This window comes from Burkholderia sp. B10 (genome assembly GCF_004368385.1).
GTDB lineage: Bacteria > Pseudomonadota > Gammaproteobacteria > Burkholderiales > Burkholderiaceae > Burkholderia > Burkholderia vietnamiensis.
In genome coordinates this window covers 57,145-70,780 of record NZ_PQMX01000034.1, presented here as the reverse complement: position 1 = coordinate 70,780, position 13,636 = coordinate 57,145, and the positions used below count along the sequence as shown (strand labels likewise).

General features: G+C 63.0%; 16 protein-coding genes and 2 pseudogenes. 10 read left to right on the top strand and 8 right to left on the bottom strand.

All coding sequences use genetic code 11. From position 1 onward, the window contains the following. A partial coding sequence (locus tag C3Y15_RS18160) for an AAA-associated domain-containing protein (protein WP_208328099.1) occupies positions 1-392 on the top strand: 392 nt, incomplete at its 5' end. A gap of 49 nt (positions 393-441) precedes the next feature. On the opposite strand, the gene C3Y15_RS18155 is transcribed toward C3Y15_RS18160, so the two are convergent. Next, complete coding sequence (locus C3Y15_RS18155) at positions 442-1,320, bottom strand: MurR/RpiR family transcriptional regulator (protein ID WP_034195257.1); 879 nt, start codon at positions 1,318-1,320, stop codon at positions 442-444. 157 nt (positions 1,321-1,477) lie between these two features. Next, entirely contained in the window at positions 1,478-1,681 is a 204-nt protein-coding gene (locus C3Y15_RS18150; RefSeq protein WP_124259751.1) for a hypothetical protein, read from the bottom strand. Here C3Y15_RS18150 and ggt point away from each other — a divergent pair. After that, positions 1,680-3,431 carry a gamma-glutamyltransferase gene (ggt, locus tag C3Y15_RS18145; protein WP_059894852.1) on the top strand — a complete coding sequence of 584 codons (1,752 nt, stop codon included), beginning with the start codon at positions 1,680-1,682 and terminating at the stop codon, positions 3,429-3,431. The genes C3Y15_RS18150 and ggt overlap by 2 nt on opposite strands. Beyond that, positions 3,425-3,637, top strand: a pseudogene (locus tag C3Y15_RS18140) (dicarboxylate/amino acid:cation symporter); the annotation flags it as partial. The gene ggt and the pseudogene C3Y15_RS18140, both read left to right, overlap by 7 nt. A 111-nt stretch (positions 3,638-3,748) precedes the next feature. Here the strand turns inward: C3Y15_RS18140 and C3Y15_RS18135 are convergent. Continuing rightward, positions 3,749-4,132 (bottom strand): YXWGXW repeat-containing protein, encoded by a 384-nt coding sequence (locus tag C3Y15_RS18135; RefSeq protein WP_014725317.1) that lies wholly within the window; start codon positions 4,130-4,132, stop codon positions 3,749-3,751. Between the two features lie 613 nt (positions 4,133-4,745). On the opposite strand from C3Y15_RS18135, the gene C3Y15_RS18130 reads away from it, so the two are divergent. Further along, positions 4,746-5,834, top strand: coding sequence for a porin (locus C3Y15_RS18130; RefSeq protein ID WP_011882545.1), 1,089 nt, complete (start codon positions 4,746-4,748; stop codon positions 5,832-5,834). 197 nt (positions 5,835-6,031) lie between these two features. Here C3Y15_RS18130 and C3Y15_RS18125 read toward each other — a convergent pair whose 3' ends face one another. Further along, a complete protein-coding gene (locus tag C3Y15_RS18125) occupies positions 6,032-6,430 on the bottom strand; it encodes a GreA/GreB family elongation factor (protein ID WP_011882544.1) in 399 nt (132 codons plus the stop codon). A 510-nt stretch (positions 6,431-6,940) separates the two neighbouring features. Between C3Y15_RS18125 and C3Y15_RS18115 the strand changes: the two genes are divergently transcribed. Next, complete coding sequence (locus C3Y15_RS18115; RefSeq protein ID WP_059474411.1) at positions 6,941-7,270, top strand: DUF4148 domain-containing protein; 330 nt, start codon at positions 6,941-6,943, stop codon at positions 7,268-7,270. Between the two features lie 140 nt (positions 7,271-7,410). On the opposite strand, the gene C3Y15_RS18110 is transcribed toward C3Y15_RS18115, so the two are convergent. After that, a complete protein-coding gene (locus C3Y15_RS18110) occupies positions 7,411-7,872 on the bottom strand; it encodes a CBS domain-containing protein (protein WP_014725314.1) in 462 nt (153 codons plus the stop codon). Between the two features lie 176 nt (positions 7,873-8,048). Between C3Y15_RS18110 and ribA the strand changes: the two genes are divergently transcribed. From ribA to C3Y15_RS18090, 5 genes and pseudogenes are all read left to right on the top strand, one after another. Beyond that, the gene (gene ribA / locus C3Y15_RS18105) at positions 8,049-8,699 is read left to right on the top strand and encodes a GTP cyclohydrolase II (protein WP_011882540.1); all 651 of its coding nucleotides are present in this window, start codon (positions 8,049-8,051) and stop codon (positions 8,697-8,699) included. A gap of 54 nt (positions 8,700-8,753) precedes the next feature. After that, the gene (locus C3Y15_RS18100) at positions 8,754-9,836 is read left to right on the top strand and encodes an acyltransferase (protein ID WP_014725312.1); all 1,083 of its coding nucleotides are present in this window, start codon (positions 8,754-8,756) and stop codon (positions 9,834-9,836) included. Between the two features lie 16 nt (positions 9,837-9,852). Beyond that, a complete protein-coding gene (locus tag C3Y15_RS31770; RefSeq protein WP_155121977.1) occupies positions 9,853-10,026 on the top strand; it encodes a hypothetical protein in 174 nt (57 codons plus the stop codon). Positions 10,027-10,124: 98 nt separating this feature from the next. Next, positions 10,125-10,415: pseudogene (locus tag C3Y15_RS18095) on the top strand (VgrG protein); the annotation flags it as partial. Further along, a complete protein-coding gene (locus C3Y15_RS18090; RefSeq protein ID WP_069240339.1) occupies positions 10,415-11,284 on the top strand; it encodes an ankyrin repeat domain-containing protein in 870 nt (289 codons plus the stop codon). The pseudogene C3Y15_RS18095 and the gene C3Y15_RS18090, both read left to right, overlap by 1 nt. A 220-nt stretch (positions 11,285-11,504) precedes the next feature. Here C3Y15_RS18090 and C3Y15_RS18085 read toward each other — a convergent pair whose 3' ends face one another. The 3 genes from C3Y15_RS18085 to C3Y15_RS18075 form a co-directional block, all read right to left on the bottom strand. Beyond that, positions 11,505-12,278 (bottom strand): hypothetical protein, encoded by a 774-nt coding sequence (locus C3Y15_RS18085; protein WP_174479778.1) that lies wholly within the window; start codon positions 12,276-12,278, stop codon positions 11,505-11,507. Between the two features lie 52 nt (positions 12,279-12,330). Further along, entirely contained in the window at positions 12,331-12,939 is a 609-nt protein-coding gene (locus C3Y15_RS18080; RefSeq protein WP_059696352.1) for an acyl-homoserine-lactone synthase, read from the bottom strand. A gap of 209 nt (positions 12,940-13,148) precedes the next feature. Continuing rightward, positions 13,149-13,592: a DUF4902 domain-containing protein gene (locus tag C3Y15_RS18075; protein ID WP_011882533.1), complete on the bottom strand. Its 444-nt coding sequence runs from the start codon at positions 13,590-13,592 to the stop codon at positions 13,149-13,151. Positions 13,593-13,636: the final 44 nt, after the last annotated feature.

The window sequence follows — 13,636 nt, the reverse complement described above, 5'->3', positions numbered from 1 at the left end:
TCGCGCGCACGCTGCATCTGGAGGTCGACGATCTGTTCCCGATCGCCGAAGTGCTGCAGTACCTGGGCTTTGCCGACGTGCGCGAAGGCGACGTGTTCCTGACGCCGCCGGGCCGCGTGTTCGCCGAGTTCGGCACGCAGGAGCGCAAGCTGATGTTCGCCGATCATCTGCTCAAGCACGTGCCGCTCGCCGCGCGGATCAAGAAGGTGCTGAACGAACGGCCGGGCCATCGCGCGCCGCGCGTGCGCTTCGAGCAGGAGCTGGAGGATTTTCTGCCGGACGACACGGCCGAGGAAACGCTCGACGCGGTGATCGACTGGGGGCGTTACGGGGAAGTGTTTTCGTACAACGACAAAACCGAGGTGTTCAGCCTCGAGGACGTCGAGAGCTGACGCTTCATCGCCGCTGATGCGCGGCGACCGATGCGGCGCGCCGCGCCGCTCACTCCGGCAGGTCCCACCGGTCGGCATCCTGCGCGCCGCCGCCCGTACCGAGCCGCTCGATCTTCTCCATGCGCTGCCGCGCGAGTTCCGGCAGCCGGTTCGTGACGCCGATCACGAGCGCCTCGGCGAGCGCGAGCGCGGGCACGTTGGTCTGCAACATCGCGAACGGCCGCCCGAGAATCCGCAGCACGATTTCGGCGAACGCGCTGATCGGCGAGCGCCATTCGTCGGTGATCAGTAGCACGCGCACGCCGAGCGCGTGCGCAGCCTGCGCGAACCGGACGCTGTCCTTCTGATAGCGGCGAAAGTCGAAGATCACGAGCACGTCGCCGGGCTCCATGTCGGCCAGCGACACCGACGCGACGTTCACGTTCGGCTCGACGTAGTGCACGTGCGGCCGCGCATACGCGAGCGTGAACGAGAACAGCGAGGCGAGCGGCGCCGTATAACGCCCGCCGCCGCAGAACACGCGCACCTCCGGCGCCGCGAGCAGCGCCACCGCGGCGTCGAACGCGGCCGCGTCGAGCCCGTCGATCGTCGTCGCGAGCGATTGCGACAGCCGCTCGAAGATGGCCGCATGACTGTCGCGCATGCCGGTTTGCGAATGAAACGCGTCCATGCGCGCGAGCGGCGAGTTCATCGCCGCGTCGATCTCGTCGTGCAGCGCCTGCTGAAACGACGAGTAATTCGGAAAGCCGATCCTGACGACGAAGCGAAACACGGTCGGGTCGCTCACTTCGGCTTGCTTCGCGAAGCTCGCGATCGGCCCGAGCCCGAGGCTCGGGTAGCGATCCAGCAGCGCGTGCGCCACCTTCTGTTCCGACGGCGTGAAGCTGTCCATCTGCGATAGCAGCAACGCCCTGATGCTTGTCCCCATGGGCCCCCCGGCTGGCTCGTGGCTGAACGACGAACGGCAGAACTGCGTCTGCCGGCGAGCGTGCATGGTAGCTGATGGACGCCGCGCGAGGCGGGCGGCCCGACCGTTCCGACGCAAGCATCCAGGCGACGCGCCGCTCCGCCGATCGTGTAACGAATCAAACATTCTCCGATCTCATGCGCGGGTTTCGCGCAGAAAGCACGGTAAATCCCCTAGTTTTTGACGGAAAAATGCCGATGCTATGATCGCAGCCTTGCTGAAATGTATCGTTCATTACATTCGACCGGAGCCGGATCGGCCGGCCGCCCGGCGCATCGCGCATCCCGGCATCGCCGGTCAATCGTGTGGAGGATTTCGTCATGAGACGGCTCGTCGTACTCACCTTGTTGTCGGCCGTCGGCGCATGCGCGTTCGCGGCTTCGGAGCCCGCGGTGGAAGCCACCCACGGCATGGTCGTGTCGTCGCAGCATTTCGCGTCGCAGATCGGCGTCGACATCCTGAAGGCCGGCGGCAACGCGGTGGACGCGGCCGTGGCGGTCGGCTACGCGCAGGCGGTGACCAATCCGTGCTGCGGCAACATCGGCGGCGGCGGTTTCATGACTGTGCATCTAGCAGACGGCCGCGACCGCTTCATCAATTTCCGCGAGACGGCGCCGGCCGCGGCGTCGGCGAACATGTACCTCGACGCGAACGGCAACGTGATTCCGAACCAGAGCCTGTACGGCTATCGGGCGGTCGGCGTGCCGGGCACGGTCGCCGGCCTCGACCTCGCGCAGCGCAAGTACGGCAAGCTCACGCGCAGGCAGGTGATGGAGCCGGCGATCCGGCTCGCGCGCGACGGCTTCGTGCTGACGCGCGGCGATACCGACATCCTCGACACGACGATCGAGCGCTTCAGGAAGGACCCGGAGGCCGCGCGCATCTTCCTGCGCGCGGACGGCACGCCGCTGCAACCGGGCGACCGCCTGGTGCAGAAGGACCTCGCGCGCACGCTCGAGCGCATCGCGGAGCGGGGCCCGGACGCGCTCTATCACGGCGAGATTCCGAAGCTCGTCGAAGCCGCGTCGACGCGCGGCGGCGGCGTGATCACGGCGGCCGACTTCGCGTCGTATCGCGCGCAGGACATCGCGCCGCTGACCTGCACGTATCGCGGCTACGAGTTCGTGTCGGCGCCGCCGCCGAGTTCGGGCGGCGTGACGATGTGCGAGACGCTGAACGTGCTCGAAGGCTACGACCTGCGCAAGATGGGCTACCAGTCGGCGGCCGTCGTCCATTACATGACCGAGGCGATGCGCCACGCATACGAGGATCGCAACACGCTGCTGGGCGACCCGAACTTCATCGACAATCCCGTCGCGAAGCTGACCAGCAAGCAGTATGCGGCCGAGATCCGCAAGCAGATCAGCGACGACGCGGCGACGGCGTCGGTCGACGTGCAGCCCGGTATCGGCGTGCACGAGAAGCCGGAGACGACCCACTATTCGATCGTCGATCGCGACGGCAACGCGGTGTCGACGACGTACACCGTCAACGGCCGCTTCGGCGCGGTCGTGATCGCGCCGGGCACCGGCTTCTTCCTGAACGACGAGATGGACGACTTCACCGTCAAGGTCGGCGCGCAGAACCTGTTCGGGCTCGTGCAGGGCACGCGCAACTCGATCGCGCCGGGCAAGCGTCCGCTGTCGTCGATGGCGCCGACGATCGTGAAGAAGGACGGCAAGGTGTTCATGGTGGTCGGCTCGCCGGGCGGCTCCCGGATCATCACGATCACGCTGCAGACCGTGCTCAACGTGATCGACTACGGGATGACGCCGCAGGATGCGGTCGGCGCGCCGCGCATTCATCATCAGTGGCTGCCCGACGAGGTCTATTACGAAACCCGCGGCCTGTCGCCCGACACGCTGTCGATCCTGCGCAAGATGGGCTACAAGATGGTCGAGCAGACGCCGTGGGGCGCCGCCGAGCTGATCCTGGTCGGCCTGCCGGGCACCGAGGTGGCGAGCCGCCAGAGCTCGGGCAACGACGCGTCGGTGTCGGGCAACGTGCGCGTCGGCTATCTCTATGGTGTCAACGATCCGCGCCGTCCGGCCGGAGCCGCGATCGGGTATTGATCCTCGGTGTCGACACGTTTCTCGACATGGGGCGCTCGGTTACCACCGCGGTCGGAAGCTGGATCGCGAGTGAGGTGGTCGCGAAGGGGGAAGGGGAACCGATGACGGAGTCCGAGGCGCTTGTGCATGCCGCGCATTTCGACGCGGAACTCGAACGGCGCAACGGCGACGTCGGCTATGGAGGCGGGCGCGCGGCGTCGGTTTGAGCGGGAGGTTTGCGTTGGCGGTGGGCGGTCGCTGGTCGCTGGTCGCCGGGTGCCGCGAGCAGCACCGCGCGGTATCGCTTTCGGCGTTGCGTCCGCCGACCGCGCCGACGCCTATCGCCAGCCACCTTCGACGTAGACCCAGCCCGGCCCCTGGCGTCTCCAATAGCCAGGCACCCAGCGATGTCCCGGGCGGCGCGCGACCCAGCGTCCCGACACCCAGATGTATTGGCCGCGCTGCCAGCGCCAATACCCGTCGGTCCAGACGTAGCCATGCGGCTGAGGCGGCGGCGGCCGGCGATCGCGTCGCGGCGCCGGCGGCGCGAAGCGCGGGCGATCGGCGTAAGGCCGGCCGCCGGGCCCGTGATCGGGGCCGGGCCGGGGCGGAGGGCGATAGCCGGGCGGCGCGGGTTGCGCCGATGCGCCAGGCAGCCAGCCGCCGATGCCGGCCACGGCCGCGGTCAGTCCGATGGTGCGCAGCCACGAGCGTCGATTCATTTGCGGGTCCTCTTTATATGCAACAGAAGTGGGCCTTACCTTAGCGCGCAGCTTCCGTCCTCGGGTTACGGTGGCCGTTAAGGCTGTTACCGCATGTCACCGCCTCCTGCGGACCGCGGCCCATGGCCGATGCGGGTTTCGTTTGAGGACTTCGCCATGCTGATTGCCTCGCTCGAGGCCGTCTCGGAGTGTTTTACCGTTCGATGGTTGGGTGTTTAGCCCCCGCAACCCCAATATTTGAGATCCGAATGGGTAAAAATTACCGTTTTTAGGTGTATCCACGGATTCCGTTTGTTGTTTCTATGCAACCGTCAAGACGATGACACGAAAGAATGATGGGATGAAAGGCTTCAAAAAGAAGTCGTCAAGAGGTCAAAAAAATCCTTTAAAACAAATACTTATGAAGTGCCCCTGATTTGATTATTTCTAGTTCAGGAAAAGGTTATTTCTTTATTTGCGGATCGCTGCCCTAGGGTACACCCCTAAACTCACGGTTCCCAAACGGGCAACTCTCCGGGCGCAGCCAGCAGGACCGATGGCGTTTCCGGGCGGTTGCAGACCGTTTATGAACAAGGTCGCGAGACCTGCCTCTTTTTAGAAGGGAGCTCCACGAATGAACAAGACTCTGATCGTTGCAGCAGCTGCAGCATCGTTCGCTACCGTTGCTCACGCGCAAAGCAGCGTCACGCTGTACGGCGTGCTGGACGCTGGCATCACCTACCAAAGCAACGTTGCAAGCAAGTCGCTGTGGTCGATGGGCTCGGGCGTTGACCAAAGCCGCTTCGGCCTGCGTGGTTCGGAAGACCTCGGTGGCGGCCTGAAGGCAATCTTCACGTTGGAAAGCGGCTTCGGCATCGGTAACGGCAAGCTGTCGAACAACGGCGGCATGTTCAACCGTCAAGCGTTCGTCGGTCTGTCGAGCCAATACGGCACCGTCACGCTGGGCCGTCAGTACGACTCCGTCCAGGACTACCTGGCACCGCTGACCGCAACGGGCACCTGGGGTGGTACGTACTTCGCGCACCCGGGTAACGTTGACCGCCTGAGCACGAACGGCGACGTCGCACTGAACAACTCGGTGAAGTTCACGAGCGCTAACTACGCTGGCCTGCAATTCGGCGGCACGTACTCGTTCTCGAACAACCAAAACTTCGGCAACAACCGTGCTTACAGCGGCGGCCTGTCGTACCAGTTCCAAGGCCTGAAGCTGGGTGGCGCGTACTCGCAAGCAAACCTGGGTGACGGTACCAACGGCAACGGCGCGACGAACATCGCTTCGCAAGGCCGTGTCCGCACGTACGGTGCAGCTGCTGGCTACGCATTCGGCCCGGCACAAGTCGGCGCAGCTTGGACGCAATCGCGTGTGGACAACACCGCAGTTGCTGGCCAATCGGTCCGCGCAGACAACTACGAAGTCAACGCAAAGTACAACCTGACGCCGGCTCTGGGTCTGGGTGTTGCTTACACGTACACGAACGTTCGCCTGTCGAACACGGTTGATGGCCTGAACAGCGCCCACTTCCACCAAGTTGGCGTGCAAGCAGACTACTCGCTGTCGAAGCGCACGGATGTCTACGCACAGGCTGTGTATCAGCGTGGCAGCGGTCTGAACGCATCGATCTACAACGGCGACCTGACCACGCCGTCGAGCTCGTCGATGAACCAAACCGCAGCAACGGTTGGTCTGCGTCACCGCTTCTAAGCGTGACGGCTGGGTAACCAGCTTCGCAGCATCGAAAAAGGCGCCTTCGGGCGCCTTTTTTTCGCGTACGAGATGGGTGTACCGGAAGCGATCACGTCATTGCGAAGCGTCGGAGCAAAAAAGCGAGGCGGCGAGCCTCGCTTTTTGCGTTGGTGCGTCAGGATGTGCCGGCGGTCGGCACGGGCCTCAGCGCATCGTCAGCGCGTGTATTCGCCGTTGGCTTCCGGCTGGAACACGATCGCGGCGACCTTCATCAATTTTTCAATACCGCTCGGCTGCATCACTTTCACCGACTGGCCACGTTGCGTACCGAGCAGCGCCATGCCGACCGGCGAGAACACGTTCAGGCGCCCGAGTTCGAGATTGGCGGCATCCGGATAAACGATTGTCCAGGTGGTTTGCTCCTGCGACGTTTCATCCAGCAGCGTGATCTGTGAATTCATCGTGACGACGTTCGCTTTGACGGCGTTTGGCTGCACGATGTCGGCACGCTCAAGCAGCGTGTCGAGCATCGTCTGGAAGCGCGGGTTGTGCTCGGCGTGCTTTTCGAGACGAGCCACGTCGAGTTCGGTCAACTGATAAAGGCGAGGTTTCATGGTGGATCTCCAAATGATCGGCATGGGGCAGGCGTGGCGTGCCTATGAGGATCGCCCGGAGCCTGTCTGACCTGGCTCCGGAAGGAGGCCGAGCTGTCAGATCAGACGCCGGGCGAGGGCGAGCGGCGTCTGGGCCGTGCGTCGAACGCTGGGTTGTGCCGGATGGCCGGCGCGCGCACGCACGCCGGCCGGGCCGGATGGCGAAACGAACAGCAGCGCGGGCGCGTACATGATGGCGGGAAATAGTCGGACGAAAAACCTTACGATTCTACAACACAACCTTTGAACTGATGGTTCTGCTGTCGGCAATTCGACAGCTATTGTTTCCGAAATGATCGAAGTGGCCGGGATCTCGATGCGCGTCGACCGCTGATTTTTTCCAGAAACGCAACGCTGTATGTTCAAACCAAGGGTTTCCCCTTGGTTCGGCGCGGCCTACACTTGATCCATCGCTTCGGACAAGTCCCACCGAAAGCGACGTCAAAACAGAACACATTTCGGAGGTCCATCATGAAGTCGATCATCTACGCAGCGATCGCTGCATCCGTTCTTGCCGCGCCGATTGCCTCGTTTGCACAGTCCGAGCAGGGCTTGACCCGTGCACAGGTTCGCGCCGAACTCGTGCAACTCGAGCAGAACGGCTACAAGGCGCTCGCGAGCGACGCGCAATACCCGCAGAACATCGAGGCCGCCGAGCAACGGATCCAGCCGAACCAGCCGGTGCTCGCGCAGGCCGATACCAGCGGCTACGGCGCCGTCGCGACCGGCGCCGGCCAGTCGGGCCGTCGTAGCACGCATGAAGCGCCGAATCCGGTGAACTCCGTCTACTTCGGCAACTGAACGATTCCGGGTCTGCCCGAGCACAGCATGTGACCGACGAGGCGCGCGTCCTTGTCAGCAGAGCAGAACCTCCGTCGCCGCATTCCGGCGGCTTTCCAGCCCAGACGCTCGTGCGTTTGGGCCTTTTTTGCTGAGGTTGGTCAGGCGGACGTGATCGCCGGTGTGCCGTGGATATAGTGTTCGAGCTGGCTGATCGTGAACTGCTGATCGGCGATCACACTCTTGACGAGGTCGCCGATCGAGATCAGCCCGATGAGCTTGCCGCCGTCGAGTACCGGCAGGTGGCGCATACGGTGTTCGGTCATCAGCGCCATACACTCGTCGCTGGATTGCGATGGTTCGACGTAGCGCACCTTGGACGTCATGATTTCGTCGACGCGGGTGGCCTTTGACGACCGGTCCTGCAATACGACCTTGCGCGCGTAGTCGCGCTCGGTGACGATTCCCGCGATTTCGTCGCCCTCCATCACCAGCAGCGCACCGATTCCTTTTTCGGCCATCAGCTTGACGGCGTCGTAGACGAAATCGGCTTTGGTGACGGTGTAGATGGTGCGGCCGGAATCCGGTTTGGCTTTGAGAATCTGCGCGACAGTCGTGCTCATATGCTTCTCCGTGTGCGTGACGATGCAGGGAAGGCAGGGCGTGATGCGCGACACCCGACGGGCTCAGTATAGCGGCGCCCGCTGCGGCAGTCGCGTGACGTTTCCAGATTAGCGGTAAACTCCGGTCACGCACTATCCACACAACTCCTACATTCCTGATCGTTTCCACTGAATTCATGATGTCTTCGCGTCCCCAATCGCCCGTGCCGGGCAATGGCCAGGCCGACGAGTGCGTCACGCTCGTCGCCACCGCGACGCTGCCCACGCGCTACGGTACGTTCACGTCGTATGCATTCCGCGTATCGGGCAGCGATGCCGAACATCTCGCGCTCGTGATGGGTGACGTCGGCGGCGCGCAGTCGGTACTGACGCGTCTGCATTCCGAGTGTCTGACCGGCGACGTGTTTGGCTCGTATCGCTGCGATTGCGGCGAGCAGCTCGATCTCGCGCTGCGCTACATCGCCGCGGAGGATCGTGGCGTGCTGCTGTATCTGCGGGGTCACGAAGGGCGCGGTATCGGCCTGAGCAACAAGATCCGCGCTTATGCGCTGCAGGAGCAGGGGCGCGATACCGTCGAGGCGAATCTCGACCTCGGCCTGCCCGACGATGCACGGGAATACGATTCGGCCGCGGCGATCCTGCGTATCCTGGGCGTGACGTCGGTGCGGTTGATGAGCAACAACCCGAAGAAGTTCGATACGCTCGTGAAGCACGGGATTCCTGTCTGCGAACGCGTGGCGCTCGCGGTGCCGATGCGCGAGGAAAACGAACGGTATATCCGGACCAAGCAGGTCAAGTTCGGGCATTACTTCGAAGAGAACGAGTAACACGATCGACTGGCTCCGAGGAGCCGGAACCAACAAATCAAAAAATTGTAGATCGTGAAGCTTTCTCGAATTCCCGAACTTGACCTGCTTCGGTTCGTCGCCGCACTTGCCGTAGTGTTTTTTCACTTTGCATTTCGGGGCCATGCAGCCGACGACCTGACCATCATGCATTATCCGCCGCTGGAGCCGATTTCTCGGTACGGTTTCCTCGGCGTGCATCTGTTTTTCATGATCAGCGGGTTCGTAATCCTCATGACGGCCGGCGATGCGAGCATCAAAAAATTCATTGCGTCCCGTGCGGCTCGTCTGCTGCCGGCGTTTTGGGTTTGTTGCACGGTCACTTTCTTCGTGACGCTCGCAGTTGGCGGGAACAGGTTTACGGCGACATGGCCCCAATACATCGTCAACATGCTGACGCTCGGCGGCGGGTTTGGGGCCGATCCGATCGACGGCGCATATTGGTCGCTCGGTGCAGAACTGCGGTTCTACAGATTGGTCGCGATTCTGATCATCGTCGGCCAAATTGGCCGTTCAGAGCGATGGCTCTTTGTATGGTTGATCGGCACGGTGCTCGTGGAGATATTCCCGTTCATCAAGCTCAAGACTTTCCTGGTGACGGATTACGCTGGCTTCTTCATCGCTGGCGCGGCGTGCTTTCTCATTCGGGCGCACGGGCTATCGCGCTCACGCGTCGTGCTGCTGTGTGCCTCGTGGGCACTATCGCTGTATCACGAATTCCAGTTGCTGCCATCCTTTAGCGAACACTTTCGATTGGACCTGAGCCCGGTGGTCATCGGTATCGTGATGACGTCTTTTTTCGTGGTACTGCTCGGGCTCGCGCTTCGTCGAACGCCGATCCTTCACGGTTCGCGATGGGCCTGGTTCGGTGCAGTTAGCTATCCGCTTTACCTGATTCATCAGAACGTCGGTTACATGCTATTCAACTTGACCGACGCAACGGCGAATAGCGACGTGCTGTTTTGGAGCGTTATCGCGGCGGCCATCGCGTTTGCATTGATGGTGCATGTAGCCGTCGAGAAACCGCTCGCACGGCCGCTGAGGAGCGGAATCGTGCTTGGGCTTGATGCGCTTCGCAACTGGGCTTTAACTGCGCAACGGAGCCGAATGCGCCAGTAACGCTCTGCGTTTCTGCATGAGATTCATTTTGCCGCCTTCGGGCGGTTTTTTCGTTTACGGGGATTCGAGGCAAGACCACGAAAAGACGATTCTGGAATGGACCATCATCGGCACATTGATTGGTGTCGCGAAGGTGCCGGTCGGCAGCACGCAGCAGGATTCGGCTGGCTATGTGGCAGGGCGGCATTGAGGCCAGAAGGTGACTGATCGTCCTTTGGAGCGGCGTGAGATTTGGCTAGGTGTGATGTTCTACCTTTGAATAACAAGCCCGGCATTACTTCGAGGACAATGAATCCTGAAACGGTGGCGCAGTACGGCGGGACGGTTCAATCGACCAACATCACGGCCTATCGCGTCGACGGTGGCATATTGACCGGGCTTCAGGAAGGGCGGCTCGGACCGATCGGTGACGGTACTGCGCAGCTCATGCCGAAAGCGGTCGGTACTCCCGTCACGCTCGATGGTCAGAGCATCACGACTGTTGGCCGTCACTTGATGGGTGACGTGACGAACGGGATCAACCAGCAGGTCGCGACGGATCAGTTCGGCCTGGTTTCACAGATGAACTCATCTCACTGATGCGATACAAGAAAGCGATAACCGCCGGCGCGATTGCCGCACTCGTTGGAGTGACCTCACCGCTCTGGTGGCCCATTCAAGCCCAAGGGACGAACATAACCGGCTTCAAACGTTACGCACCGGAACATTTCTTTTCGGGGCAGCAACTCACGTTGGCTCAGGCCATTCATGACGGCGATCTCGGCCGGGTTCAGCAACTCGCGCCGAAGACCGATCTGAATGCGCCCGGCGCGAAGAACACGACGCTGCTGTCGTACGCAGTGCAGGAAATCGTTCCGGTCAAGAACGATGCGTCTAATCCGCGGTATCAGATCATTTCGGTGCTCGTGAAGAGCGGTGCGGATCCGAAGGCCCCGGTTGGCAGCAGCGGTGGATCGGTGGTCGATGTCGCATTGCGGGCCGATACGCCCAACCTTCTGCGCGTGTTGTTGAACAGCGGACTCGATCCCAATTGGCTGTACAACGGCGACACGCCGATGATCTTCGCGGTTGCAGAGAACCGGCTGCTGCCCCAGCTGAAGCTGCTGGTCGAGCACAAGGCGAACGTGAATGCGCGCGACTCGCTCGGAAAGACAGCACTCTTCGAGGCGACGATGATTCAGCAGTGGGACGTCGTCGACTACCTGCTCGCGCACGGCGCCGATCCGAAGACTGCCAGCCAGCTCGGGGTGTCGTACGGGTGGGTGCTGCAGAACGAATTGAAGAACCATACGACCGCGGATTCGTCGGCGCGTACGCGTATCGAGGGGATTCGTCGCAAGATCGTCGCGGCCGGCGCGCCGTGGCCGCCGCTCGATCCGAAGGCGCAACGCGCAGCGATGCGCGCTCGCGGCGAGAAGGTCGTGACGCCGGCAGGCCAGACGGATTGAACGCACGCGGGTCGGTTGAAGCGTCGCACGCCCGACTCTCATCGCTTTGCGAAGCTTCAAAACCGCCACGCCGCGGGCAGCCGGACTGCATCCCCTCATCCGTCCCCATCAAAATATCGCAGGCAAGAAAAAGCCCGCTACTTGAGCGGGCTGAATCCATGCTTGGAGACATGGAGGAGACAGTTCGAACTTTAAGGGAAAACCCGAGGCCTGGCAAGCCCTAGTTGTAATTGTGCAACGCAACGTTCCCCGAGAATCCGCCGAACCGCTCCTGCGCGACCGGCACCGCGTACTTGTCGCGCATTTCCGTCTCGATCCAGGCGCAAGCTTCTCGCGCGCAATCGGTCAGTGCGTGCCGGGTCGCATGCCCATTGACGTCATAGACGAACCGTACGCCGACCTCGTCGTCGGCCACCTGCCGCTGCAACTGATTGAGGTGCAATTGCGGGCCGCGCTCCTGCGCCAGCGCATGCAACTCGTCGAAGTGATATTCGAGCCAGTCGGCGAAGAAGAGGGCGTCGCTGTGGCTGCTCAGGCGGAACGCCGCCGTGCGCGATGGCCGTTGCGCGGTATCCGTCACCTGCCCGTCGCCGCCCGGCGCGATCGCGGTGTCGATGGCGCGGTCGATCGGCGCGAGCGGCTCGCGAATCCGACGGTACGGTTCGCGCTCGCGCAACGCGTGCCACAGCAGTTCGTCGCCGGCGGCGCCGGATGGCTGCATCGTCAGGTCGTGCCGGCCGTCGCCTGCGGCACAGACGTCGCGAATCACGAGGCGCAGCGAGCAGAGCGGCTCGTCCGCAATCAGCAGCGTGGCGGGGCGCGGCAGCCCGCAGACGAGCGGCGCGACGCCGCTCGCGCGAAACACCAATCCGCGTCGATCGAGCCGCACGAGCGGCAGCGCGCGCGGGAACAACGGGTAGGCGAGCGTGATGCCGGCTCCGGCAGCGCCCGTCAATCCGGGCATCATTGCGCGAAAGACCTGAGACTGATCCACACTGATTCTCCTTTGTTACGATTCCGTCCGGCCGGACTACGCGCGTTCCGGCTCAGGCGGCGATGGCTTGCCGGGCAGCCCGTCCCGGCGTAATTCCAAGTGCCGCAAACGTTTGCGGGTCGATATCGATCCAACATGCGACCACCAGACGGCCATCCACCTGTTTCGGCGGTCCGGCGCGGTGCGCGTGCACGCCGATCCTGCGGAACAGCCGCTCCATGCTCGCGAACGTCACGCCGATCAGCTGCCGCGCGCCGAGCTGCGCAGCACATTCGACGACGGCTGCCAGCATCGGCCGCACGGCCCAGTCGGCATTGCCCGCGCCGCCTTCGTCGCCGGTGGCCGCGAACCGCGACAGCTCCCAGACGGCCGCCGATTGCGGCAGGGCGACGTCTTCGGCGATGAGATCGGCGAACAGCGACTCCAGCAGATACGGACGCGTGGTCGGCAACAGGCGCGCACAGCCGCACACGTCGCCAGCAGCGTCCCTCGCGAACACGTAGACCGTATCGTCACGATCAAACTGATCATGCTCGAAACGCTCGTTTGCAGACGGAAGTGCCCAGCCGAGTTGCTCGATGAACACACGGCGCCGATAGCGCCCCAGTTCCGCTGCAAGCTCGCTTGGCAACCGCCCTTCCTCGTGAACGAAGGTCCGCATGGTGTCCTCGGATCGGTACTTTGGGATGCACGCATTACATCGCGCGGCCCGAGGAGGCTGTAACTGGTAACTCTTACAGGGTGGCGGCTTACCGGTATCATTCGACCGGTGGTAACGGTTTCTTGATCGGCGGGATTGAAATACGGGCGGCTTTTGCTTATAAAGAGCGCCAGTCTTGCGGAAAAGTCAGAGGAAAGCCGGGACGGTTGTCACTGGAGCGTGGGACCGGCATGATAGGCGTCGTTGCGACCCAGTACCGATGCAGCGACCGCGGCGGCCCAGTCGAGATCCGTGAGCCGGGTGGCGAGCGCGGCCGCGGTGCGGAACATGCCGAGATCGGCGCCCGTCGCGTCGACGGCCATGATGTTGCTGCGGACGTCGCCGTATGCGATCACGAAGGTGCTCGTCGCGCGGTCGAGATACCAGTCCCACCCGACCGTCAGGTATGCGACACCGACGCTCGCCGGGCGGTGCCATTCGGTATAGCCGGCCAGGCGCGCGTCGATGCCGCCTTCGCGCAATTCGTCGAGCAGCGAGGCATCGAGACCGCTCGCGACATGGTTGAGCGCGAGCGCGGCCAATGCGCTTGCGGACAGGCGCACGTAGCCGTCCGGAGACGGACTGCGGACCGGGTGCAACAAAGGTGAAGTCATGCGCGGAATGTATCAGCCCCCAACCGGTGCTGGCACCTGACAGG